This is a genomic window from Chryseobacterium rhizoplanae (assembly GCF_900182655.1).
Lineage (GTDB): Bacteria > Bacteroidota > Bacteroidia > Flavobacteriales > Weeksellaceae > Chryseobacterium > Chryseobacterium rhizoplanae.
The window spans coordinates 12836-38973 of the sequence record NZ_FXTC01000014.1 but is presented as its reverse complement, the minus strand read 5'-3'; the positions used below and the strand labels follow the sequence as shown (position 1 = coordinate 38973).

The window sequence follows — 26138 nt, the reverse complement described above, 5'->3', positions numbered from 1 at the left end:
TTTTTAAATTAATTTCAGAAATACTTTTTCAAGAATGATGTAAATATCTTCCGGGATAATGGTCAGTCTCAGTTTTTTATTAATCCCGGATATGGCCGTATTCTGCTCAACCAGTGAAGTCCAGAAGCGTTCAATTTTAGGAATAGAATTCATGTCTTTCAGCTTTTCATCATCTAAAATTCCATTTTGGTATAATGACACAATGATTCCTGAAATAAGTTCTTCTGCATCGTCAAGTTTTTTATTTTCCTTTGCGTAGATTTCCATTAGAATACCATACATGCTTTCCATTCCATTGAATGAAAATCCTCCGAGGAGTTCCCGTCTTCCTGTCATTATTTTCTCCATTTTAATAGGATTAAAACCTCTTTTCACCGTGGAAATCATATTCATAATCTTCAACACTTCAGATTCGTGGCTGGTGTTTCCTTTGGTACGGAAATATTCCAGGACTTCGTTGAGAAATACATCCAGTCGGGCATCAAAGTCAAATGATTTTGACAGATAAAGAGCCTGAACATCATTGAAATGTTCCAGAAGTTCTTTAATTTTCTGTACTGTAAAGTGAATAAGTTCTTGCATTACTCAAAAGTTATCTGTTCTATTTCATTACCATCTTTATCTTTATAGGAGACAATCCTGATTCCTTCTTCCTCCATTTCTACGTGAAGGTTGATGAACAGCTTGTCTTTATCTTCCGCAGCGCTGGTATTGGGATCTATGTAAATGTTGTTCAGCTTTGCATTCACCAGAGTGTATTTATTCAGTAAAACCTTTGAAAAGATTTCTTTCAGCTCATCGGTTTCTTCTTCTGTAGTCCCATCCTGAGGTCTGAATATCCCGGAATTAAGAATTTTTATTTTATTTCTAAGATCCAGTTTCAGCACTTCATTGGCAGGAAGTTTTCCAAATTTCTGATCATTTTTTTCCAGTTTACTGAACAGTGTTTTAAACTCTTCGGTCTGGAGCTGTCTCTTCGTAATTTCAGGGATATTCATCCTTTTCTCTTTGTTCACCAGAAGGATTCTCTCATTTATTTCAGTAACAAACTGATCCTGATTCAGTTTAAAATTATATTTAGGAGCAGAATCTATATCTGTAATCTTGATCGGAATATCCATCTTTACACTGGGCAGCGCATATCTCGGAACCTTAAAATATTTAAGGTATTCATGACGGGCATATTCTTTTGCAATAAGAACTGCATTTTCGTCTGCTTTTTTACGAGCCTGAATTATCTCGTTGTTGAGATAATCCAGGTAGTCTGATAATTTTATCATTTTTCGTAAAATAAATTATTGTGAAAGAAGTCCAAGTACCTTTTCAAGTCCGGCAGGCATTTCATCATTGGTTGCACGTACTTTTACGCCCAAAGAATATTCTTTTTCCACTTTGATTCCTGTGCTGGAAGTTCTTTTATACGATACATCCACTTTGAATTTTACAGGTCCCCATCCTCCGGAAACTCCTGCGTTGATTCCAAATTCATCACTTACGTCCTTCGTGTAAGTAGAATTAAGTTTAACATTGAAGTCTACTTCACAAGTTTCAATTCTAAAGCTTGGAACATTCAGCAGCGCAATAAAAGGCACTGAAATTTCTACATCATTCGGAACCGTTTTAGGGTTGGTAGCACTTACTGGCTCATCTTCTTTAAAATCCGGATTCGGAATGTTTTTTTTGTATTTGAATTCTGCCATTCTCAGCTTTTTAGGACTGGCAGCATTGGCAGGGTCTGTAAGTTCAAACCCAACTTCATTGATGAAATTAACGGTGGCAATAGAGGCATTAGACTGTGCTTTTACACAGGCATCCAAAGGTCCGCCAATAATAGTAGCAAAGTCAATACTTCCCAATTCTGCAGCGAAATCTGCACTGGCAGCATCTGACGTTTTGAAGATTTCTTCATCGGCAGCGATTTTGCCGGCAATCAGTTTCATGATTTCTGAAGAAGCTCCGGAAAAAGATTTTTCCCACTTTGCATCATAGTTCTTTTTGAAGTCTTCTACAATACCCAATAATTCTTTGTTCGTCAATGCACTCAATTCTGAAGTCTCAATTCCTGATACCTTTTCATAGACTGCAGGAGTAAGTACTTTTTCAACTCCTGATAAAAGGTCGATTAACTCATTTTTTGTTTTTTTTGCGTGGCTTGCTTCAAGCACCGATTTTAATGTTTCCATGTTCTTTTGTTTTTGATTAATATGGTGAGACAAAAGTAGATCACCGATGCTCAAAAGATTGTAGGCAAATCCCTTTACTTACCCCGGAAAAACACCCTAAAACAAAAAGCCTGAACTTACAGTTGTAAGCTCAGGCTTTTATAACAGGTATATTTTGCTGCTGTTTATCTGTCATAAACGCAAAGATGATAATGAATTCTTCTTATTCTTAAGCAAGCCAAGAAAGCAACAAGTTGCTGATGAAGCTGCATGGCTATGCGTTCGCTTAGAAAGAATCAATTTCATTGGTTCCATCCTTTGCTCTCTTAAAAACATTACAGTATACAAATGAAAACTTTGCGATAAATTTAAATGCATCCAATATCTCTATGAAGGTTTTTTGCTATTGTTTTCCAGATTGATATCAGGAACTACTGAATTCGGATCCAACTTCACCTCATCAATTTCCTTGTTAGAATCTACTTTAAATGTCCATTCTGTATTTCTTTTCCAGACCTCAACAGGAATTTTCACTGTTTGCGCCGTTCCGTCTTTGAATTTCAGCTGTACAGTGGTAGGCATTGGCAGCTGGCCAAGGTTTTCAACCGTGATCTGAACTCCGTTTTTAAAATCTCCGTTAATGTATTTTACATTTTTAACGGCCTGATCAATTTTCCATTTATTAAAGAACCATCCTCTCCAGAACCAGTTCAGTTCTTCTCCGGAAACATTCTCCATCGTATGGAAGAAATCCCAAGGCGTAGGATGTTTGAATGCCCAACGGTCTATATAGGTTCTGAATGCTTTGTCAAATTTTTCAGGCCCGAGGATCGTTTCTCTTAAAACATCCAATCCTGTTCCCGGTTTATAATAAGCCAACGCTCCGATGCTTCTTTCTTTCATATTATCCGGTCCTACCATTACAGGCTCCAGGCTGTCGGTCAGCAGATAAGTTCCTGATCTTGCCAAATTCGGTTTACGATAATATTCTCCTTTATTGAAAGCTTCGGTTGAAAGTCCGTTAATGAATGTATTGAATCCTTCATCCATCCATGCAAAAAGTCTTTCATTAGATCCAACGATCATTGGGAACCAGTTATGTCCGAACTCGTGATCCGTAACTCCCCAAAGATCTTCTCCTTTTGAATCCATATGACAGAAAACAATTCCCGGGTATTCCATTCCGCCTTCATTTCCTGCTACATTGGTTGCTGCCGGATACGTATATTCATACCATTTTTTTGAATAGTGTTCTATGGCTGCTTTTGTATATTCTGTAGATCGCCCCCAGGCTTTTTCACCTGCACTTTCTGCAGGATAGGCTGAGATGGCCAAAGATTTCTTTCCACTAGGGAGATCAATTTTTGCTGCATCTAAAATAAACCCTGCAGAAGATGCCCACGCAAAATCTCTTGTTTGTTTAATTTTGAATTTCCATGTTTTTGTTCCGGAAGTTTTATTTTTACCGATTTCAGACTCAGGGCGGATCATCACTGTTTTATCACTGTTTCTTGCCTGGTTCCATCTGTTGATTTCTTCTTTGCTGTAGACTTCCTTTTCATTCAGAAGTTCCCCGGATGCTACGACGTAATGATTCGCCGGAACGGTAATATTGGCTGTAATATCCCCGTATTCCAAATAAAACTCTGAAGCTCCAAGGTATGGAAGTGTATTCCATCCCAGAACATCATCATATACACACATTCTCGGGTACCATTGTGCCATGGTAAATATTTTCCCGTTTTTAGTGTCCTGTATTCCCATTCTGTCTGAACCGTAGTCAGGAGAAACAAAAGAATATTCGATTTCTATTTTGGCAACCCCTCCATTGGCTTTCAGTTCCTGTGGAAGATCAATCTGCATTCTTGTATCGGTAATGGTATATTTTACCTCTCTTTTCCCGTCAAGCTTTACTGATTTAATCTTATAACCGCCATTAAATTCCTCACCATGAGCTCCGTTTCTGCTTCCCGAAAGCGGAACTACTCCGTTTCCTCTGGAATCTTTTGCAAAGAGGTTCTGATCCAGCTGCAGCCAAAGAAAACCTAGTTTATCCGGGCTGTTGTTGGTATAGGTAATTTCTGCCGTACCTGTAATCTCTTTTTTATCTTCATTCAGGCTGACATTCAAATGATAATCTGCTGAATTCTGCCAATACGCATGTCCCGGCTGTCCGCTTGCAGAACGCGTTGATGTACCTGTCTGCGGATAGAAAAATGGCTTAAATGCTTCAACATAATCATATTTTGGGGTTTCCTGCGCATATACAGAGCCTGAAAACAACAGAACTGCAACGGTGGAAATAAGGGTTGGAAATTTAAAATTCATATGAAAAATATTATTTTACTGTATAGGTAAAAAAAACTCCCGGAATTGTTACACATCCGGGAGATTTTTTAATATAAGTTTAATTTAATTTGATTTTTTTGCTTTAATCATGGCTTCCAAAGCATCCCACATTTCACGAGGAATTTCTTCAAGCATGTTAAATTCTCCGGCTCCCTGAAGCCATTCTCCACCATCAATGGTTACTACTTCACCATTCATATACGCTGAATAATCGGAAACCAGATAAGCCGCAAGATTGGCAAGTTCCTGGTGTTCTCCTACTCTTCTCAACGGAACTTTTTTCTTCATATCGAATTTCTCCTGAAGATCTCCCGGAAGGAGTCTATCCCAGGCTCCTTTGGTAGGGAAAGGTCCCGGCGCAATCGCATTGAAACGGATTCCATATTTTGCCCATTCTACAGCCAGTGATCGGGTCATCGCCAGAACTCCAGCTTTTGCACAGGCTGATGGTACTACATAAGCAGAACCTGTCCATGCATATGTTGTTACAATATTTAATACAGTTCCCGGAGTTTTAGAATCTATCCAGTGCTTTCCAACAGAAAGAGTACAATTTTTTGTTCCTTTTAAAACGATATCCAGAATAGAATCAAAAGCAGAATGAGTCAGTTTCTCTGTTGGAGAAATAAAGTTACCGGCAGCATTATTCAATAAAATATCAATCTTTCCAAATTCTTTCAAGGTAGCTTCTTTCATTGCTTCCACCTCATCCCAGTTTCTTACATCACAAGCTACACAAAGTACTTTACCTCCTGTTTCATCTTCCAGTTCCTTTGCTGTGGTCTGCAGCTTCTCCAGATTTCTGGAAGTAATCACCACTTTAGCGCCCAGTTCAAGAAAGTATTTCGTCATCGCTTTTCCAAGCCCGCTTCCGCCTCCTGTTACAATTGCTACTTTATCTTTTAGTGCACCTTCGCGCAGCATAGGTTGTGTATATAGACTCATAAATTATTTTTTCTTAAAAATAATAAATATTGACATGCAATCCTTTAAAAAAGGTCGATAAATAATGCTACAAATAATTATTCTTTAGATTAATTTAAAAACAAATCAAATATTTGAAAAGAAAATGGCCTGGTAATAATTACCAGGCCATTTTTTATCTGTTAAAACAATATATTAAGAAGCTACTACTCCTTTGAAAGAAAGTGTTTTAGGAGTTTTGCTGTCACTTGTAGTAACGTTTACAGTCTTCATGAACGGACCTGCTGCTGCTGCATTGTAGCTAGCTTCTACAAATCCTTTTTTTCCTGGCTGTATAGGCGTTTTTGTATAGTCAGCTGTAGTACATCCGCAAGAAGGTGCTACATTCTGAATAATGATTGGTTTTGAACTTGTATTCGTAAATTCAAATCTGATTAATTTTGGTTTTCCCTGAGGAATATTTCCTACATCTATAGATTCTGATTTCCATTTAATAGCATCTGCAACCATTTTCACAATGGATGGAGCATCTGCAGTAAGAACATTCGCATAAAAAGGAGAGAAAGCCAAAACAGCTAAAAGAGCGGTAATTTTTAATTTTTTCATGAGTATAAATTTTAATAGTTAGAAACTTATTATTTTCTTTCGATATAGCAAATGTAAAACAGACCGTGATTACAACTTGTTAACCGCTGTCAAACATTTGTTAACGAGTTGTTAATGATAAAAGATAAATAGATAATTTTGGATAATATTGTTTCAGGAAATGAAAATAAAAAAACTCAATATTATAATAACGCTGGGATTCGTAGCTATTATCGGAATTTTAATAGCTCAGCTGATGTGGACCCGGCAGGCTTATAATCTTGAAGATAAAAAATTTAATCAGAAGGTCAATATTGCCTTAATGGAAGTTGCGGAAAAGCTCTCCGGAGGAAAAACGTCCTATACTGAAAATCCTGTACAAAATATTGCCAATGACTATTACGTAGTTAATATTAATAATGAATTTCATCCCGTAGTTCTGGAATACTATCTGAAAACAGAATTTACCCGCTTCCAGATCAATACAGATTATGTATATGCATTATACAACTGCCACAGTGATAAAATGGTCTACGGAAAGTACATGACTTCACACCAGGAAAGTCCCAGTAATAAAGTGATCAATTTCCCGAAGCACAAAAATCTGATCTATTATTTTTCTATCCGTTTTCCGGATAAAACAACTTACCTGATCAGTTCATTAAGATTCTGGTATCTCCTTACATTTGCCCTGATCATCATTCTTCTGGTGTATGTGTATTCTATTTATACCATTATTCAGCAAAAGAAATTTTCAGAATTGCAGCGTGATTTTATCAATAATATGACGCACGAGTTTAAAACGCCTCTATCTTCGATACTTTTAGCTTCCGAAGCCCTCAATAAGCAGGATCTGGTGCAGGATAATACCAAACTGCAGACCTATACTTCCATTATCATCAATCAAAGTCATAAGCTCAATAACCACATTGAGAAAATACTGAATATTGCTAAAAATGATGCCGCAGGATTGTCATTAAAGCCTCAAAAAATTCTATTACTTCCTTTTATTCAGGAGATTGCAGACAGTATAGAGCACAAAAATAAAGACCTCAGCATTGAGATTGATATTGAAAACAGTACTTCAGTGATGGCTGATGAATTTCACTTTACGAATATCATTTACAACCTGTTGGATAACTCCATCAAATATTGTGAAACAAAGCCTGTGATTAAAATTTCAACTGACAAAGATTCAAAAGGCTTATATTTAAAGTTTAAAGACAACGGAATGGGCATCCCTGCTAAAAATATTCCTCATATTTTTGAAAAATTTTACAGGGTACATACCAAAAGAAGTGAAGAAGTGAATGGTTTTGGGCTGGGATTATTTTATGTAAAAAAAGTAGTTCAGCAGCATCACTGGAAAATTTCTGTGGAAAATAATGAAGATAAAGGAATTACGACTACTCTATTTTTTCCGTTTTCAAATAATCATGTGTAAGTATGGCGAAATCTAAAATTTTATATGCCGAAGATGACCAGACGATCGCTTTCCTTGTAGAGGACAGTCTGGAAAGTTATTATGATATCAGCTGTTATTCTGATGGTGAATCTGCATTGGAAGCATTTAACAGTCAAAATTTTGATATCTGTCTTCTGGATATTATGATGCCTGGCATGAACGGATTTGAAGTAGCTGAACATATCCGCAGTAAAAATTCTGAAATTCCTATTATTTTTATTTCTGCAAAAGCTTTAAAAGAAGACAGAATTAAAGGGCTTAAAATAGGTGCCGATGATTATCTTGTAAAACCATTCAGCATCGAAGAACTGATGCTGAAAATTGAAGTATTCCTGAAACGTACTAAAAAAACAGACACATCTCCTCAAAAATATAAGGTTGGGAAGTATGATTTTGATCCTAAAAACTATACGCTGCAAGGGACAGAAAACAGCATTACTCTTACCCAGAGAGAATCTGATCTGCTTTTCTATTTTATCTGTCACAAGAACCTGGTTGTAAAAAGACAAGACATTTTAAAGGCAATCTGGGGCGATGATGACTACTTTATGGGACGAAGTCTTGACGTATTTATTTCCCGATTGCGAAAGGTACTTGCTGAAGAGAGGAATATTTTAATAGAAAACCTGCATGGAATAGGTTTTCGCTTTTCTGAAAAAGAATAAATAAACCCCGAATTTATCTAAAACATAACAGCAAATGATGATTTTAATTAATTTTAAACTTTGAAAAATTGTCATTAATGAAAAATCACAAACCTATTGTTTTTCTGTCTCTAGTATTTTTAAGTGCAAACTTTCATGCCCAAAAATTTGAAAAATTAATACACTACGTCAACCCGCTGATCGGCACTGAAAAGATGGGCCATACTTATCCCGGAGCTACAGTTCCCTTTGGTGCGGTACAGCTAAGCCCTGAAACAGATACTATTTCTTATGAACTTAACGGAAAATACAATGGTGAGGTTTACAAATACTGCGCCGGCTACCGCTATGAAGATAAAACCATTGTAGGTTTCAGCTCTACTCACTTTAGCGGAACAGGACATTCCGATCTTGGAGATTTTCTGATCATGCCAACGGTAGGAAAGCTTCAATTGAATCCTGGAACAGCAACCAATTCTCAAAGCGGCTATAGAAGTAGGTTTTCTCATCAAAACGAAACAGCAGAAGCGGGATATTACAAAGTAAAACTGGACGATCATAATATTCTGGCAGAGCTTACAGCAACGCCAAGAGTGGGAATCCACCGCTATACTTTTCCAAAGTCTGACCAGTCTCATATTATTCTGGATCTGATGGCTGGTATTTACAATTATGACGGGAAAAATGTATGGACATATGTTCGCGTAGAAAACGGAAATACCATCACGGGCTATCGTCAGACCAATGGCTGGGCAAGAACAAGAACGGTTTATTTTGCGATGAAGTTTTCAAAACCTTTTAAATCTTATGGACAAAAAAATTATGATGAGAAACAGGTTTATAAAGGGTTTTGGAGAAAATTTGACCAAAACCAGAATTTCCCTGAGATTGCTGGAAAGAACCTGAAGATGTTTTTTGATTTTGATACCAATGAAAATGAAGCGATTGAAGTAAAACTTGCCATTTCACCTGTCAGCCAGACCAATGCTTTGGAAAACCTTGAAAAAGAAGCAGGAAATCTGTCTTTTGATCAGGCTAAAACTCAAGCTCAAAACAACTGGAATAAAGAACTGAACAAAATTGTCATCAAAGGCTCTGAAACAGAGAAGACCAATTTTTATACCGCAATGTATCATACCTTTATCAATCCTACCACTTACATGGATGTGAATGGAGAATATAAAGGATTAGACCAAAATGTTCACAAGGCAGAAGGATTTACCAATTATACGACCTTCTCTTTATGGGATACTTACCGTACACTTCATCCGTTTTTTAATATTATTCAGCCTAAACGGAACAATGATATGGTAAAATCCATGATGGCTCATTATAATCAGTTTTCTATGAAAATGCTGCCTATCTGGTCACATTATGCCAATGACAACTGGTGTATGAGCGGCTATCACAGTGTAAGCGTAGTAGCAGATGCTATTATTAAAGGAAATTATGAGGGAGATCCTGAAGAAGCATTACAAGCATGTATAGAAACGGCCAACAAAAGAAATTACGAAGGCATTGGACAATATATTGATCTGGGATATATTCCGGCTGAGAAAAGCGGAACTTCAGTTTCCAATACACTGGAGTATGCCTATGATGACTGGGCCATTGCTCAGCTGGCAAAACATTTGAACAAACCAGAAATCTACAATCAGTTTATCAAGCGGTCTGAAAACTGGAAAAATAATTTTGACAAAACAATCGGATTTATGCGTCCTCGTCTGGCAGATGGAAGTTTTAAGAAAGATTTCGATGTATTAAGTACTCACGGACAAGGCTTTATTGAAGGAAATTCATGGAACTACAGTTTCTTTGTTCCGCAAAATCCTGATGAACTGATCAGCCTAATGGGTGGAAAGAAGAAATTTGCCTCAAAACTGGATGAACTGTTCACCATGCATCTACCTGATGAGTTTTTCGCAGACACTGAAGATATTACCCGTGAAGGAATTATTGGCGGATATGTTCACGGAAATGAACCTGCTCACCATGTTGTTTATTTTTATAACTGGGCAGGACAGCCATGGAAAGCACAGGCACAAATCCGCCGTATTCTGGAAATGCAGTATAAAGCAACACCGGACGGATTGGGAGGAAATGATGATGCGGGGCAGATGAGTGCCTGGTATATTTTAAGTACGTTAGGTTTTTATCCTGTAGCTCCCGGCTCTGAAGATTATTCTATCGGAAGTCCCGCGATTGATAACGCTGTACTGAATCTGGAAAACGGAAAAACGTTTGAAATTGAAGCGATCAATCAGAGCCCGAAAAATATATATGTTCAAAAGGTTCTTTTGAATGGAAAAGAGATTAAAAATTTTACACTGAAGCATACTGAGATTATGAATGGAGGGAAGCTTACTTTTTATGTGGGGAGTAAGGCGAAGAAGTAAGAGAGTGAAGATTGAATAATAAGTTTTGGCTAAAGCCAATGGAATATTACAAATAAAGAGAGCGGGCTTTAGCCCGCTCCTATTGAATTATCTTGACAATTTCAGATTAAACTGAGACTACATTCTTCGATTATATCTCATTAGTCCCTTGCTTCAAAAAGCAATCTTTCTCCAAATTTCTCCTCTGCAATCTTACCATTATCATACACCAGATGCCCATTGACAAATGTATGGGTAACTTTGGAATGGAAATTCATTCCTTCTAATGGACTCCAGCCGCATTTGTACAGTAAATTATCTTTGGAAACCGTCCAGTTTTCATTTAAATCAACTAAAACCAGATCTGCTTTATAACCTTCTCTCACGAAGCCTCTTTTTTCAACTTTGAAAAGGATAGCGGGATTGTGAGACATTTTTTCAACGATTTTCTCAAGGGAGATTTTACCGTTTTTATAGTTTTCAAGCATTACCACTAATGAATGTTGTACCAAAGGTGCTCCTGAAGGACATTTTGTATACACATTATTTTTTTCTTCTGCGGTATGTGGGGCATGGTCTGTAGCAATAACATCAATTCTGTCATCTAACAATGCTTCCCAAAGGGCATCTTTATCCTTTTGAGTTTTAACAGCCGGATTCCATTTGATGAGCCCGCCTTTTGTTTCATAATCCTCATTGGTAAAAGTCAGGTGGTGTACACATACCTCAGCAGTGATCTTTTTATCTTTTAAAGGAATATCATTTCTGAAAAGTTCCATTTCCTTTGCCGTTGAAAGGTGAAAAACGTGAAGCCTCGCTCTTGTTTTTTCGGCAAGTTCAATAGCTTTGGAAGAAGAAATATAACATGCTTCCTCACTTCTGATCAAATGATGAAATTTTACAGGAATATCTTCACCATATTCATCCATGTATTTTTGAGTATTGGCTCTGATGGTAGCTTCATCTTCACAGTGTACAGCAATCAGCATTTGCGTATTACTGAAAATATTTTCCAGTGTTTCCGGATTATCCACCAACATATTTCCTGTAGATGAACCTAAGAATAATTTGATTCCGGGAACATTCCTTGGATTTGTTTTTAAAACCTCTTCCAGATTATCATTGGTTCCTCCCATCATAAAACCATAGTTGGCATAAGCTTTTTGGGAAGCTATCTCATATTTATCTGCTAACAGTTCCTGGGTAACAGCATTTGGCACTGTATTAGGCTGATCGATAAAGCTGGTTACTCCACCGGCAATAGCGGCTCTTGATTCACTTTCAATGTCTCCTTTATGTGTAAGTCCAGGATCACGAAAATGCACCTGATCATCAATCACACCCGGAAGAAGATACTTTCCTGAACCGTCAATAACCTGATCTGCTTCTTCAGAAATATCAGCAGCTATCCTGGAGATTAAGTCATTTTCTATAAGGATATCGCTTTCAAAGACTTTTCCTTCGTTGACGATATTTACGTTTTTTATAAGAACTTTCATTTCAATTTATTTCCCCGTAAAATTAAGATTTTATGTTTTAATTCACCCCAAAATCACCAAACGAATACTTAAAGTTTTACATTTGTAAAAAATTTCGACTTTGTATAAGAAACTATTAGGGCAGACAATCATCTATGGAGCGGGGGCTATAGCACCCAGAATTATTTTATTCATCCTGAATCCACTTTTGATCTATAAAATTCCCAATGAAGGTTTTGCGATTTTCACCCAACTGTATGCATGGATTTCTTTTGTTAATATCATTCTTTCTTTTGGTTTTGAAACGGCTTATTTCCGTTTTTCAGCGGAAGAGGATAATGAAAAAAGAACTTTCAATACTTCATTCTGGTTTTTGTTTTCAACGTCCACGGTTTTTCTTGCCTTGTGCTATTTGCTCAATCAGCCTATTGCAGATTATTTAGGTTATCATGATAATCCCGAATATATCAGGTGGTTTGCTTTGATTGCGTTTTTTGATAACTTACTCGTGATTCCATTTGCCTGGCTGCGTTTTCATAATAAGCCTATCAAATATTCTGCTGTAAGAGTTGTTCAGGCTATATTTCAGGCTGTTTTTACGGCGGCATTATTCTTCTGGATTCCGGAAAATATATCCAAAAGTTTTGGTTTAGATCAAAATGTGGATTACCCGTTCTTCAGTAATCTGGCGGGAAGTGCTTTAGGAATTTTACTACTCCTTCCTGTTATATTAAAAGTAAGATTTCAGTTTGTGACCTCTTTGTTCGGGCGTATGATCAAATATTCTTTTCCGCTCATGCTGGCTGGTCTGGCTTTTATGGTCAATGAAAACTTTGATAAATCCATCCAGAGAAATCATATTTCAGATGAAGAAGCCGGTGCTTATGGCGGCTGCTATAAACTGGCCGTACTGATGACGTTGTTTGTCACGGCATACCGAATGGGTATTGAGCCTTTCTTTTTTAAACAAATGGATAAAGGTGATGCTAAAAAAACATATGCTAAAGTAGCAGAATACTTTTCCTTTTTTGCCTGTGCCGTAGCATTAGGAATTATCGCCAATATATCCTGGCTGAAAGAGGTTTTTATTCCCAACAAATCTTACTGGATCGCTATAGATATTATCCCCATCATAGTTATTGCCAATCTCTGCTTCGGAATATATTATAACTTTTCCACCTGGTATAAAGTAACGGACAGAACCAGTGTAGGAACTGTTATTTCGTGGCTCGGAGCAGGAATAAATATTGGACTCAATCTTTTAGCCCTAACTTATTATCACAGTATGATTGGTTCTGCATGGGCTACGTTCGGTGCCTATGTTATTATGATGGTTGTATCCTATCTGCTGGGCCAGAAATACTATCCTATTCCTTACAGAATGAAAAAAATGTCTTTCTTTCTGATACTGCTTGGTGTTTTTAGCTTCATCATTGTAAAGTATCTCAACTATAATATTCTAACAAGTAATTTACTCTTTTTGACCTTTACCGGAATTTTGGTTTATTCCGAAAAAAGCCTGATTTTATCGAGAATCAGGAAGAATTAAACTTTGGTCTTTATTTTGCTTGTAAACAAACCTATTGTTAATTTAAACAATTATTTAAAAAGATATAAATCATAACTCCTCAAAGGTTTTAATTATTATCTTTAACCTAATATTAAAAACAACTAATAAAACATCTTTTATACATATAATTTATGAAAATTATTGTCCCAATGGCTGGACGTGGTTCCAGATTACGTCCACATACACTGACAGTTCCAAAACCGCTTATTCCTATTGCAGGAAAACCTATCGTACAGAGATTGGTGGAAGATATTGCTAAAGTTGCAGGAGAAAATATTGAAGAGGTAGCTTTTATCATCGGAGATTTTGGTCCTGAGATCGAAAGATCCCTTATTCAGATCGCTGAAAAGCTGGGAGCAAAAGGAAGCATATATTATCAGAACGACCCTCTTGGCACCGCTCATGCGATCAAATGTGCTGAACAGTCTATGCAGGGAGATATCGTTATTGCTTTTGCAGATACTCTTTTCCGTGCAGATTTCCAATTAGACAAAAATTCTGATGGAGTGATCTGGGTAAAAAGCGTGGAAGATCCATCTGCCTTCGGAGTTGTAAAATTAGACAACTACGGTTTTATCACAGATTTTGTTGAAAAACCAACTACTTACGTTTCAGATCTTGCCATCATCGGTATTTATTATTTCAACAGTGCTGAAAAACTGATGGAAGAGATCAACTATATCATGGACAATGATATTAAAAACGGAGGTGAGTATCAACTGACAACAGCACTTGAGAACCTTAGATCTAAAGGAGCGAAGTTTACCCTTGGAAAAGTAAATGACTGGATGGACTGCGGTAATAAAAATGCCACTGTAGAAACCAACAGCAAAATCCTTGAATACGAAAGAGAGGAAATGAAGAATCATCCGGCTTCTGCCGTGATTGAAAATTCTTTGATTATTCAGCCGTGCTTCATTGGTGAAAATGTAAAAATCTCCAACTCAAAAGTAGGACCAGGAGTTTCATTAGGAAACAATACAACAGTTGTTAATTCTAATATTGAAAACTCCCTGATTCAGGAAAACACCAGAATCAATCATGGAAACCTTTCCAATTCTATGATCGGTAATTCTGCACAATATTTCGGAGTAGCCAGAGAAATTTCTTTGGGAGATTATTCCGTTTTAGATTTTCTATCCAAATAAAAGAGTAGAAATTATTTAACTTAAACAAGATATCATCAGGCCACACAAAATGTTTTGTGTGGTTTGGCGTTAATATTGCAACGTATTTTTTTAATTAAAGATAAATACATGAAAAATTGGATTCCCCTTCTTTTACTGCTTCTTGTCCTATCATCCTGTAAGACCCGTACCAAAGTTCAAAATGATACAGATCAGACACGGGACAGCATTACTACAACGGTAGATAGAGACAATGGAAATCCAAAAGATGTAAACCAGCCGGTGAGGGATAAACTCACTTTTTTCGAACATGTATTGATTCCACCCAAATTTGAACAGATCAAGATAGACAGTAAAGTTCGTGTAGAAACAGGAAGTTATGTTCCTACTCTTGATGCTACTGTTTATATTGAAAATGATAAAAAGGTGTGGATGAATCTCAGAGCATTATTCATCAATGCAGCCAGAGGTATTGCTACTCCTGAGGGAATAAAAGGACAGGATAAGATCAATAAAACCTATATAGATTCTGACTTTGATTATCTTAATAATTTACTGAACGTTAATTTCATTGATTATAAATCTTTGGAGAAAATCCTTTTAGGAAGAACTTTTGTCAAAATAAATGACAGACAGTTTGATCTGACGCAGAATGCACAGGGCTTCAAAATGGTTTCTAACATCAATCAGAAAATCACGACGGATGAAAAAAACAGGGAATATAAAATTGCACTTCAATATGACACTAATTACGATTTATTGTCCGTCAATTTAAAAGATATCCAGTCTTCAGACGAACTTGATGTTTCGTATAGTGACTGGAATGAATATGAAGGAATCCGCCTTCCGAAAAATGTTAAAATAATTATAAAAGGCTCAAAATCTAGTCAGATCTTAATGGAAAATACGAAATTTGACTTTTCGAGGATGGAAACACCTTATTCTGTACCATCCAGTTATAAGAAAATTGAGATTAAATGATTAAAAAATTTAGCTTTTTAATAGGTGTTTTGATGTTTGGACTGCACCAGGGACAACAGAACAAAGAACAGCTGCAGAAGCAGAATGCCGAACTTAAAAAACAAATTGCACAAATAAATTCCGATTTAGCCAAAACCAGAAGTGAATCTAAGCTTTCTATAGCCTATCTTTCCAGTGTGAACCAAAAGCTGGTTTTAAGAGAGAAGGTATATAATAATACTCAGAAAGAAAAAAGATTCATTGAGGATGATATCTATTTACGCCAGCTGGAAATCAACCGCCAGAATAAAGAACTGGCTGTATTGAGAAAAAACTATGCTGAGGTTTTGGTGAATGCTTATAAAAATAAAGGCGTACAGAACAAAGTAACTTTTATTCTTTCTGCCAAAAATCTAGGAGAAGGTATCCGTAGAGTACAGTACCTGAAACAATACTCGGATTATCAGGATAAAAAAGCGGCTGAAATTACCAATGCTGCCAACCTGATCAAGAAAACAATTGCACAAAGACAAAACTCTGTAAAAGAGAAAGCAAACCTTCTGATAAACCAACAGAAGGATTTGGCGACGATCAACGCTGAAAGAGCCCAAAAAGAGCAATTGGTCACTGATTTTAAGAAAAACGAATCCAAACTGACTGCTGAACTTAAGCAGAAACAAGTTCAGTCCAAAGCATTGGAAGGACAGATCAGAGCTATTATTGCTGAGGAAATCAGAATTGCTAAAGCAGAGGAAGAAGCAAGAAGAAAAGCAGAAGCAGAAAAAATACGTTTGGCAAAAATAGCTGCTGAAAGAGAAAAAGCAAGAATTGAAGCTGAAGCCAAAGCAAGAGCAGAAGCCCTTGAAAGAGAAAGAAGACTCGCTGAAGCTGAAGCTAAAAGAGCAGCAGATCTGGCAGCAAAAAGAGCTGAAGAAGAAAGAAAACGCAGCGAAGATGCTGCCAAAGCAGAGGCCAATGCAAGAGATGAGTCAAGAAGAATAGCTGCTAAAAAAGCATCAGATGAAGCCAATGCAAGAGCTAAAGAAGCTGCTGATAAATTAACGGCTGCAAGAGCCGCAGAGGCTGCCCTTTCGAAGAGAAAAGAAGAAGATAAAAAAGCAGCTGAAACAAAGGCAATGACAAGCTACGGAGTCTCCACCGCTACCGGAAACAACTTTGCAGACAACAGAGGAAGACTTGGTTATCCTGCAGACAGAGCCGGACAAATCACACACCGTTTCGGAAGACAGCAGCACCCGGTTTTCAAAAATATCTCTGAAGACAATACAGGTATTAAAATTTCCGTGCCTTCGGGTACACGTGCTAAATCTGTATTCCCGGGAACCGTATCTTCGGTTGTTGCGAGCAGTGATGGTACCAAGACCGTAATTATTAAACACGGAGGGTATTTTACTATTTATTCCAACTTATCCAATGCCAATGTTTCCAAAGGACAGCAGGTTTCATCAGGAACTGCAATAGGGACTATAGCTCAGGATTTTGATGGCGCTTATACCCTTGATTTCCAAGTATGGAATGGAAGTACACCAGTTGATCCATTAGGTTGGATTTCATATTAAAAAAAGTGTAACTTTGCAAAAATTTTAAGAGATGAATACACTAACAATACTTGCCTTATCTTGGCAACATATCCTTATCGTAGCAATACTTTTAGTATTACTTTTTGGAGGAAAGAAAATTCCGGAATTAATGAGAGGAGTAGGTTCAGGAATCAAGGAATTTAAAGATGCAGTAAAAGAAGAAGACAAGCCAGGTTCTGAAAAGAAACCAACTTCGAACGATACTAATTCTCCAAGCAACTAAAATTCCATTAATGAAATTTACTGAGACTGCATGGAAAGTCTTCAATCAAGCCATTGAAGACTATCACGTGTCTGATGACGTTAACACTCTAATTAATAACCCGTTCGAAAAAGATACTTTGGAACGGATTTTGTATGCAAAGAACTGGATTGATACCGTTCAATGGCATCTGGAAGATATAATTAGAGATGAAAATATTGATCCGGCTGAAGCTCTTCAACTCAAGAGAACAATAGATGCTTCCAATCAGAAAAGAACTGATCTGGTAGAATACATTGACAGCTGGTTCCTTACTAAGTTTGAAAATATAACTCCTAAATCTGACGCAAAAATAAATACCGAAACTCCCGCTTGGGCAGTAGACAGATTATCAATTCTTGCATTAAAGGTTTATCATATGTCGTTAGAAGCGAATAGAGAATCTGCTTCTGAAGAACACAGAAACAACTGCCAGGCTAAACTGGATGTTCTGCTTACTCAGAAAGAGGACCTGTCAACTTCTATTAATCAGTTGCTTGCTGATATTGAAAACGGTAACGTTAAGATGAAAGTATACAAACAAATGAAAATGTATAACGATGAAAGTCTTAACCCAATCCTTTATCAAAAAGGGCAACAGAAATGAAACGACTAATTTTTCTTGGAGTACTTATCATATTAACATCTTCCTGTGCAACGGAAAAGCTAAACCTTTCCCCGTTGTCAAATAATTTTTATAGTGATACCAAAGGTTCTGATTCCGACAGAGGCTCAAAGAAGAATTTTAATATCAATGTTAAAGAAAATGTAAATGCTTCTGAAATTTCAAATATGATCTCCACTTTTCCCAAGTTTAAAAACAATGGGTTGAATGATGAGGTTACCAGTTTGAAATATAGCCTTCAGAATTATTTATATGCTATTGATGCCAGTAATTCTGCCGGTAAGAGCAGAGCCCTTAAAAGCTTTGAAAAATCATACAAAAAAATTCAAAAGCTAAGACAGAATCTTGACAGAGATGACGATGAAGTTCTCAACAGATATCTGGTTCGTTTAAAAACCAATATCTCTGTTATTGAAGATGCTTTGCCAGGAAGTTAAAAACTAATTGAACTATCAATGATTAAAATTCAGGCGGAAGCCAATGTTCCTACAGAACACGGTACTTTCCGAATGATAGCTTTCTCCGAAAACGAAAACGACTGGATGCCTCATATGGCCATCGTTGCTGAAAATACAGATTTTTCAAAGCCTGTCAACGTTCGTTTCCATTCAGAATGTATTACCGGAGAAGTTTTCCATTCAAAAAAATGTGAATGCGGCCAACAATTGGATGCTGCAATGAAATACATCCATGAAAACGGTGGAATTATCATCTACCTTCGCCAGGAAGGAAGAAACATCGGGATCATCAATAAGCTGAAGGCATATTCCCTGCAGGAAAAAGGTTTGGACACTGTACAGGCCAATCTTGAACTGGGACTTCCTGCAGATGACAGAAACTTTGGTGTAGCCATTGAAATCCTTAATCTGCTGGATGTAAAAGATATCAACCTTCTCACCAATAATCCTGAAAAGGTAAAATATGTGGTAGACAGCAATATTCACCTTAATTCAAGAGTACCGCTACAGATTCCCGCGAACGAAATAAGCAAAGGATATCTGCAAACAAAAAAAGATTTCTTTGGACATCTATTGGATGACAATGATAACTAAATACAACAAAAGCTTCAGAAATTCTGAAGCTTTTTATTTTTACTATTAAAGAATTATCATTTAAATTCAGCGCGCTTATTTCGCATGTAAAGTACTCAAATAGGTCTTTAATTGACAATACTTTAATTCTCTTCTATCCTTCACAAAACACTTGAATTATACAATCAAAATTGATTATTAATTAACCGGTCATTAAAAATCAAAAGCCCCGAGATTTCTCCCGGAGCTTTTTTAATTATAAAAAACTGAAAAGATATTTCTAAATTATTTAGCCTTGATTTTAGACTCGTCAATATTGTAATATTTGATTACACTCTTATAATCATTGTAATCTACAGCAGTACCTTTTGCCATTTTTGCACCACCAGTTCCTGTTCCATTCGCAGGAAGTATAAGAACTCTGAAATTTTTATTCTGGTAATATGATGGATTAGCTGTTAAACTAAATGCAGCTGTTGAATTAATATTAATGGTAGCCGCAAATTTACTGAATTCAAAAATATAATCTACAGCATCATTATTTGCATTACCTACATAACGTGTATATGGAAGAAGTTTCCAGATAGGAGAACCTCCGTCAGTTCCAACCTGCATATAAATAAGAACCATATCGGACTGTACTAATGGGCTTTTAAAATCATCGCTCCATCTGTAAAGATTATCATCAATTTTAGTAAAACTAGGAGATATATCAAACGACTGGTTTATAGTATCATAATCTGTTCCCTGTACTACAGTGTCATCACTATTATCACAGCTATAAGCAGTAAACCCTACAGCGCCCAGGAATAAAAAGAGAAGTATTTTTTTCATTTCTTATTAAAGTTTAGTTATTATTTATATTGCGTATTCAAATCATATACCAAAAATCTCAAAAACTTTGTTTTCCTCATTTTTTTAATTGTATTTTTGTTCTTATTCAAAAAGTCATGAAGAAATTATTATATACTTCACTCTTTATTGTCGCATTGATAAGTCCTAAGGTGAACGCCCAATATCAGCCTAAAAATGCTTCTAAGGAAGATTTGAAAAAGGCTCAGCACTGGGTTGACAAAACCTATAAAAACCTTTCTCAGGATGAAAAACTAGGACAGCTTTTTATTGTGGCACTTTATACCAATAAAGGTGAAGATTATATCAGCCAGGTAAGAAATATTGTTACAAATGATAAAATAGGCGGTCTGATCCTAATGCAGGACGATGCTGCAAGAGAAATCAACCTGGTCAATGAATTTCAGCAAAAATCTAAAGTTCCTTTGATGATTGGTATGGATGCAGAATGGGGACTGTACCAGAGAATAGCCACTGCTCATAAATTTCCATGGGCAATGACATTGGGCGCTATTCAGGATAAAAACCTTGTGTATCAGATGGCTGCAAAGATTGCTGAGGATTGTCACAGAATGGGAATCAACTGGGATTTTGCTCCTGTAGTGGATGTTAATACCAACCCTAATAATCCTATCATCGGTAACAGAAGTTTTGGTTCTGAAGTAGATAATGTAATCAGTTCTGCCCTATCCTATTCCAATGGTCTTCAGGATAACAATATTTTAGCAGCAATTAAACATTTCCCGGGACACGGAGATACCAGCACAGACTCACACCTTGATCTTCCTGTGGTTTCCCATTCGATGGAAAGGCTTAACACAATAGAACTGGCACCCTTCAAAGCGTTGATGAATAAAGGAATCGGCGGGGTAATGGTGGCTCATTTATATGTTCCAAGCTTAGAATCAGGAAAAGGAATTCCTGCTTCTGTTTCTAAAAATATCATTACCGGATTATTGAAAGACAAATTGGGTTATAAAGGTTTAATCATTACCGATGCTTTAAACATGGGTGCTGTAGCCAATAAGTACAAACCAGGAGAACTGGATGCTATGGCTTTTAAAGCAGGAAATGACATTATGCTTTTTTCACAAGGCGTTTCTGAAGGCAAAAAACTGATTCAGAAAGCCATTGATAAAGGAGAAATTCCTCAATCCAGAGTAGAAGAAAGTGTGAAAAAAATCTTGTTGACCAAGTATTTCCTTGGCCTTACACAGTACACACCAAAAAATCCGGAAAACATCAATGCTGATTTAAATAATAATTCTCATATCCAGCTGGTACAGAATCTTTATTCCAATGCCCTGACTTTATTAAAGGATGAAAAGAAATTACTTCCTCTTGCAGGAAAGCAGATTTACTATGTTCCTTTGGAAGAAGCCCCTTATCAGACTTTTGCCAACAGATTGGGTAACAATGTAATCATCAAAAAAGCGGGTGAAATAAATACTATTCCAGCGGGATCAACAGTAATTGTAGGTTTCCATAAAGATAATTCAACAGCTTACAAACCTTATAAAGTTTCAGCAGAATCCAAGCAGGTACTTTCTGATCTTACCAAAAATCAAAATGTAATTCTGAATGTATTCGGAAGTGCTTATGCATTAAAGGATATTGATATTTCAAAAGTTTCAACCGTTCTTGTCTCTTATGAAAACAATGATGACTCTATGAACGCTGCTGCTGATGCTTTAAACGGAAAAACAAAAATATGGGGAAAACTTCCTGTGCTGGTTAATGATCAGCTGAAACCAGGAATGGGGATTGATCTTAATGCAGTTACCTCAGCAAATACCAAATAATACAACATCAAAACAACAATAATCTAATGAAAATAGGCATACTTTGCTATCCAACCTATGGAGGAAGCGGAATTGTAGCAACAGAATTAGGAATGTCCCTTGCCAATAAAGGATATGAAGTACATTTCATCAGTTCTGCACTTCCTGCAAGATTAGACATTACCAATCCGAATATTTTCTTCCACAGAGTAAATGTTCAGACTTATCCGCTTTTCCAGTATCAGCCTTACGATATTGCGTTGAGCTCAATGATCTACAGGGTTGTAAATCTATATAAACTGGATCTTCTTCATGCACATTATGCCATTCCGTATGCGTATGCAGCTTTTACGGCAAAGCAAATGCTTCAGGAAGACAATAATGACATTCCACTGGTAACTACACTGCACGGTACCGATATCACCCTTGTAGGCCAGCATCCGAGTTATAAACATGCTGTAGAGTTTTCCATCAACCAGTCAGATGCTATTACTTCAGTTTCTGAAAGTCTGAAAAAAGACACCCTTCAGTTTTTTAACATCAAAAAAGAGATTCAGGTGATTACCAATTTCATTGATAATTCTGAATTTGATGACTGCTCTGAGTGCCAGAGAACACAGTTTGCCAATCCTGATGAAAAAATCCTGATTCACGTATCCAACCTTCGTCCTGTAAAACGTGTGGATGAAGTTCTTCAGATCTTTAAGAATGTGGAGAAAAAAGTAAAATCCAAACTGATTATCATTGGTGAAGGTCCCGATATGGAAAAAGTCAATCAGTTTTTAGAAGAAAACCCGGATCTTATCTCAAAAATCCGTCTTTTAGGAAAGGTGAATGATCTGTATAAAATTTTACAGCTTTCTGATGTATTTCTTCTTCCTTCCGAGCAGGAAAGTTTCGGTCTGGCTGCTTTGGAAGCGATGGCCGCTTATACTCCGGTAATCAGTTCCAATGCAGGGGGAATTCCTGAAGTGAATATTCAGGGGGAAACAGGATATCTTGCTGAAATCGGAAATGTGGAGGCTATGAGCAACTACACCATCAAGCTGTTGAGCAATGATGAACTTTTAACCAAAATGAAGCAAAACGCGAAAGATCAGGCTATAAAATTCGATTTGAAAAACATTCTTCCTATCTATGAGAAAATGTATAGAACGACTATAGAAAACTTTAATAAGAAGCTGACGAAAGTATAATATTTCTATTATATTTATCGTCACACTTATGACGGAAAAACTACTTCAATATCTTTGGAACTATAAGGTTTTCAAAAATTTTGACTTCAAGGATATTGAAGGAAATTCCGTTGAAATCATCCATTTCGGAAAATGGAATAAAAATGCCGGCCCGGATTTTCTGGATGCTAAAATCAAAATCAACGGCTTGCTTCTCGCAGGAAACATAGAACTGCATGTTCGTTCCTCAGACTGGATTTTCCATAATCATTCCCAGGATCCCAATTATCAGAATATCATTCTGCATGTTGTACTTCAGCATGACCTAGACATTCAAGAGCTTACCGGAAAACAGGTTCCAACGTTGGAACTGAAAAATCATATCGATGAAAATATCATCTTGAAATATGAAAAGCTCATTAATGGAAATGAATTTATCCCTTGTGAAAACATTTTTAATCCCCAAAAAGTTCCTGTTCACTTCCACGAAGAGAATATCCTGAAAAAACTGGACGAAAAATCTGAAGAACTTGAACAGAGTTTAATCCGGTATAAAAATAATTTTGAAGCCATTCTATTTCACAGTTTTGCTTATTCATTCGGATTAAAAGTCAATGCCCATATTTTCCGGCAGATTGCCGAAAGTGTGGATTACAGTACTATCAATAAAATCCGCCAGAATCCCCTTCAGCTGGAAGCTTTATTATTTGGAATTTCGGGATGGCTCGAGGATCCAAAAGATGGGCAGATGAAAATATGGAAAAGAGAATTTGATTTCATTAAAGCCAAATTTTCGATTCCGGATCTGAAGTTTCATCCTAAGTTTTTAAGGTTAAGGCCACCTAATTTCCCTACAATCCGATTGTCTCAGCTGGCAGACCTTTATAAACATCAGCATTTATTTTCTAAGATGATGGAAGCCAGAAATGCGGATCAGCTGTATAGTATTTTTAAATCTATAAAAGCTTCCGAATACTGGGATTTTCATTTTAATTTCGGAAACATTTCAAAAGTACAGCCTAAAATACTGAGTAAGGATTTCATTGATCTTCTTATTTTAAATACTGTTCTTCCTTTAAAGTATACCTATCACAAATACCATCATGAAGAGATTATAGATGAAATTATTGAACTGTACAAAACTGTTTCTCCTGAAAAAAACACCATCATTATAGGATGGAAAAAACTTGGGCTCAATATTACTAATGCTTTGGAAAGCCAAAGTCTGATCTATCATCATAAAACTTATTGTGAAGAAAAAAACTGTTTAGCATGTGGGATTGGATTTAAACTTTTAAAAGAATAATTCTCTTTATAGACAGCAACATACAAAAACCTTATCAAAAAAATTCCTTACCTTGCAGTATTGGATTTAAACTTTTAAATAACAATCTGGAAATGCTGAGTAATATCCGTCATAAAATGGAAAGAGAGTGGTTTGGTGTACTGACAAGAACAGGTGCCAAGCTGGGAATTCCAGTTTCAAAATTGAGAATTTTCTTCATCTACTCTACTTTTGCCACAGCCGGCTTCTTCTTTCTGATCTATTTGGGATTGGCGTTCACCCTTTGGATTAAAGATATTTTTATCACCAGAAGACCTAGCGTCTTTGATTTATAAATTATGGAATTTTTACCGATCACAGCTGCTGAAGATCATAGAGTTCAGGAAATCTATACTTCTTACACCACTACTTTTCCTGTAGATGAGCAACGAGATAAAGAACAATTTACAGGCTTATTTTCTAATCCGCATGTAAAGTTTATGTCTGTTATTCATGAATCGGAGGCTATTGGCTACCTCATCTTGTGGGAGCTTAGCAACTTTGTTTTTGTAGAGCATTTTGAAGTATTTGAAGCATTCAGAAGTAAGAAACTAGGTTCTCATATCATCAATCATATCTCAGAAAACTATCCGGGTGTTATTTTAGAAATTGAACCTGCAGATTTGAGTGAAGATGCTGCAAGACGTTATTCTTTTTATCAGAGAAATAATTTCAGTCTGATTGATGACACTCATATTCAGCCGAGCTATGGTGAGGGGAAAAAGTCTTTGAACTTATGGCTGCTTGCCAATTATACTCCTGAAAATGTGGAGGAAGCGAAAAAGGAAATTTACGATATTGTTTATCATTAAAATATAAAACGCCGGAAACACTATTCCGGCGTTTATTTTTTTAACCACAAAAGGAACAAAAGTTTTAAACACTTAAGTCTTTTAGAGCTAAGCTTTATGCTTAATAAGTACACCTAAGTTTTGTGAAAAACTTTGATTTTCATCTTCTGTGAGCTCTTCTGAGGCATCATTTTAAACTTACTAAAGTGTTTTAAAATGAATGCTTTTGTGACTTTTATGGTTTCGTAAAGTTTGGACAACTTTTAGTTTACTTCATACTCCAGTTTTATTGTGATACTTGCTTCTTTTTCTTTGGATGAAGTATTGAACGTTCCACCATAAGAATAATCTTCATTAGAATTGGGTGCTGTAATCTGGATCACTCCCATTGTTGCTTTCTTTAGGTTTCCCAAGCTGCTCCCCGAGTTTTCAGCAATTTTTTCAGCCCGTTCTTTGGCATCTTTTGTTGCACTGGCAATCATTTCCTGCTTTACGGTAGCCAGTTTGGTATAAAAATAAGCTGGTGAAGAAGAGGTGAATTCAATTCCACGATTGATAATTTCTGTAATATTTCTGGAAAGATTTTCTATTTTGCCAACTTCTTTACTTTCTATAGAAACTTTTTGGGTAAGATTATAACCGGAGAATTCGCCCTGTACATAGTTTCCGTTAGCATCATTATAACTTCTGAACTGTTTTTGAATATCCACGGAAGAAAATACGATCTCCTTCTGCTGTATCCCTTTTGAAAGCAGATAGTCATTGATGACTTTTCTGTCTGTCGCCAGCTCATCATAAGCCAATTTCAGATCAGCATTATTTTTGGAAAAACTTCCGGACCAGGTGATCAGATCCGACGTAAACTGTTTTGTGCCGAGACCTGTTACGGAAATTGTATTTTCAGATTTGTTTCTGTTTTTAATGGCATTTCCTAAAAATCCGAGCCCGATTATGAAACCCAGCGCGGCTATAGCTACTGCAAAAATGTTTTTATTCATAAAATTTGTGAATTTGGGTTGTTGTTACATTGAAAACTGTATCAATTACCATTCCAATATTTTAAGACTTTTTTAACATT

At 36.5% G+C, this 26138-nt stretch carries 25 protein-coding genes; 16 read left to right on the top strand and 9 right to left on the bottom strand.

The annotated features are described in order from the left end of the window. Positions 1–3: 3 nt before the first annotated feature. The 6 genes from FN817_RS21370 to FN817_RS21345 form a co-directional block, all read right to left on the bottom strand. Complete coding sequence (locus FN817_RS21370) at positions 4–582, bottom strand: hypothetical protein (protein ID WP_142719688.1); 579 nt, start codon at positions 580–582, stop codon at positions 4–6. After that, positions 582–1280: a hypothetical protein gene (locus tag FN817_RS21365; protein ID WP_142719687.1), complete on the bottom strand. Its 699-nt coding sequence runs from the start codon at positions 1278–1280 to the stop codon at positions 582–584. The genes FN817_RS21370 and FN817_RS21365 overlap by 1 nt, the downstream gene beginning before the upstream one ends. Before the next feature lie 15 nt (positions 1281–1295). Further along, positions 1296–2183 (bottom strand): DUF2589 domain-containing protein, encoded by an 888-nt coding sequence (locus FN817_RS21360; RefSeq protein WP_228451629.1) that lies wholly within the window; start codon positions 2181–2183, stop codon positions 1296–1298. A 366-nt stretch (positions 2184–2549) separates the two neighbouring features. Beyond that, positions 2550–4490: a M1 family metallopeptidase gene (locus FN817_RS21355; RefSeq protein ID WP_142719686.1), complete on the bottom strand. Its 1941-nt coding sequence runs from the start codon at positions 4488–4490 to the stop codon at positions 2550–2552. Positions 4491–4574: 84 nt separating this feature from the next. Next, the gene (locus FN817_RS21350; protein ID WP_047382900.1) at positions 4575–5456 is read right to left on the bottom strand and encodes an SDR family oxidoreductase; all 882 of its coding nucleotides are present in this window, start codon (positions 5454–5456) and stop codon (positions 4575–4577) included. A gap of 174 nt (positions 5457–5630) precedes the next feature. Next, complete coding sequence (locus tag FN817_RS21345; protein WP_034695742.1) at positions 5631–6041, bottom strand: DUF1573 domain-containing protein; 411 nt, start codon at positions 6039–6041, stop codon at positions 5631–5633. Between the two features lie 160 nt (positions 6042–6201). Here FN817_RS21345 and FN817_RS21340 point away from each other — a divergent pair, with 160 nt between their 5' ends. The 3 genes from FN817_RS21340 to FN817_RS21330 all read left to right on the top strand — a co-directional run bounded on the left by FN817_RS21340 (position 6202) and on the right by FN817_RS21330 (position 10525). Continuing rightward, on the top strand, positions 6202–7464 hold the full coding sequence (locus tag FN817_RS21340; protein ID WP_142719685.1) for a sensor histidine kinase: 1263 nt from the start codon (positions 6202–6204) through the stop codon (positions 7462–7464). A gap of 2 nt (positions 7465–7466) precedes the next feature. Next, positions 7467–8150 carry a response regulator transcription factor gene (locus FN817_RS21335; protein ID WP_142719684.1) on the top strand — a complete coding sequence of 228 codons (684 nt, stop codon included), beginning with the start codon at positions 7467–7469 and terminating at the stop codon, positions 8148–8150. 77 nt (positions 8151–8227) lie between these two features. Beyond that, on the top strand, positions 8228–10525 hold the full coding sequence (locus tag FN817_RS21330; RefSeq protein WP_142719683.1) for a GH92 family glycosyl hydrolase: 2298 nt from the start codon (positions 8228–8230) through the stop codon (positions 10523–10525). A gap of 140 nt (positions 10526–10665) precedes the next feature. Here the strand turns inward: FN817_RS21330 and FN817_RS21325 are convergent, their stop codons facing one another. Then, on the bottom strand, positions 10666–12003 hold the full coding sequence (locus FN817_RS21325) for a dihydroorotase (protein WP_142719682.1): 1338 nt from the start codon (positions 12001–12003) through the stop codon (positions 10666–10668). A gap of 100 nt (positions 12004–12103) precedes the next feature. Between FN817_RS21325 and FN817_RS21320 the strand changes: the two genes are divergently transcribed. The 8 genes from FN817_RS21320 (at position 12104) to ribA (ending at position 19158) form a co-directional block, all read left to right on the top strand. Then, a complete protein-coding gene (locus FN817_RS21320; RefSeq protein WP_142719681.1) occupies positions 12104–13531 on the top strand; it encodes an oligosaccharide flippase family protein in 1428 nt (475 codons plus the stop codon). Positions 13532–13683: 152 nt separating this feature from the next. Continuing rightward, positions 13684–14700: a sugar phosphate nucleotidyltransferase gene (locus FN817_RS21315; RefSeq protein ID WP_142719680.1), complete on the top strand. Its 1017-nt coding sequence runs from the start codon at positions 13684–13686 to the stop codon at positions 14698–14700. A gap of 108 nt (positions 14701–14808) precedes the next feature. Further along, the gene (locus FN817_RS21310; protein WP_142719679.1) at positions 14809–15660 is read left to right on the top strand and encodes a DUF4292 domain-containing protein; all 852 of its coding nucleotides are present in this window, start codon (positions 14809–14811) and stop codon (positions 15658–15660) included. After that, a complete protein-coding gene (locus FN817_RS21305; protein WP_142719678.1) occupies positions 15657–17219 on the top strand; it encodes a peptidoglycan DD-metalloendopeptidase family protein in 1563 nt (520 codons plus the stop codon). Before FN817_RS21310 ends, FN817_RS21305 begins: the two co-directional genes overlap by 4 nt. 31 nt (positions 17220–17250) lie before the next feature. Then, the gene (locus FN817_RS21300) at positions 17251–17463 is read left to right on the top strand and encodes a twin-arginine translocase TatA/TatE family subunit (protein WP_047420295.1); all 213 of its coding nucleotides are present in this window, start codon (positions 17251–17253) and stop codon (positions 17461–17463) included. Between the two features lie 10 nt (positions 17464–17473). After that, entirely contained in the window at positions 17474–18088 is a 615-nt protein-coding gene (locus FN817_RS21295; RefSeq protein ID WP_047420296.1) for a DUF4254 domain-containing protein, read from the top strand. After that, positions 18085–18543, top strand: coding sequence for a hypothetical protein (locus FN817_RS21290; protein WP_142719677.1), 459 nt, complete (start codon positions 18085–18087; stop codon positions 18541–18543). Before FN817_RS21295 ends, FN817_RS21290 begins: the two co-directional genes overlap by 4 nt. A gap of 18 nt (positions 18544–18561) precedes the next feature. Further along, a complete protein-coding gene (ribA, locus tag FN817_RS21285; protein WP_034695719.1) occupies positions 18562–19158 on the top strand; it encodes a GTP cyclohydrolase II in 597 nt (198 codons plus the stop codon). 264 nt (positions 19159–19422) lie between these two features. Here ribA and FN817_RS21280 read toward each other — a convergent pair whose 3' ends face one another. Continuing rightward, positions 19423–19971: a hypothetical protein gene (locus FN817_RS21280; protein ID WP_142719676.1), complete on the bottom strand. Its 549-nt coding sequence runs from the start codon at positions 19969–19971 to the stop codon at positions 19423–19425. A 116-nt stretch (positions 19972–20087) separates the two neighbouring features. Here FN817_RS21280 and FN817_RS21275 point away from each other — a divergent pair, with 116 nt between their 5' ends. From FN817_RS21275 to FN817_RS21255, 5 genes are all read left to right on the top strand, one after another. Then, positions 20088–21791, top strand: a complete 1704-nt coding sequence (locus tag FN817_RS21275; RefSeq protein WP_142719675.1) for a glycoside hydrolase family 3 protein — start codon at positions 20088–20090, stop codon at positions 21789–21791. A 26-nt stretch (positions 21792–21817) separates the two neighbouring features. After that, positions 21818–22966: an N-acetyl-alpha-D-glucosaminyl L-malate synthase BshA gene (bshA, locus tag FN817_RS21270; protein ID WP_047374001.1), complete on the top strand. Its 1149-nt coding sequence runs from the start codon at positions 21818–21820 to the stop codon at positions 22964–22966. A 28-nt stretch (positions 22967–22994) separates the two neighbouring features. Beyond that, positions 22995–24251, top strand: coding sequence for a DUF2851 family protein (locus tag FN817_RS21265; RefSeq protein WP_142719674.1), 1257 nt, complete (start codon positions 22995–22997; stop codon positions 24249–24251). Between the two features lie 92 nt (positions 24252–24343). After that, the gene (locus tag FN817_RS21260; protein WP_034695702.1) at positions 24344–24565 is read left to right on the top strand and encodes a PspC family transcriptional regulator; all 222 of its coding nucleotides are present in this window, start codon (positions 24344–24346) and stop codon (positions 24563–24565) included. 3 nt (positions 24566–24568) lie between these two features. After that, on the top strand, positions 24569–25081 hold the full coding sequence (locus tag FN817_RS21255) for a GNAT family N-acetyltransferase (protein WP_142719673.1): 513 nt from the start codon (positions 24569–24571) through the stop codon (positions 25079–25081). 242 nt (positions 25082–25323) lie between these two features. Here the strand turns inward: FN817_RS21255 and FN817_RS21250 are convergent, their stop codons facing one another. Beyond that, positions 25324–26058, bottom strand: coding sequence for an SIMPL domain-containing protein (locus FN817_RS21250; protein ID WP_142719672.1), 735 nt, complete (start codon positions 26056–26058; stop codon positions 25324–25326). Between the last annotated feature and the right edge of the window lie 80 nt (positions 26059–26138).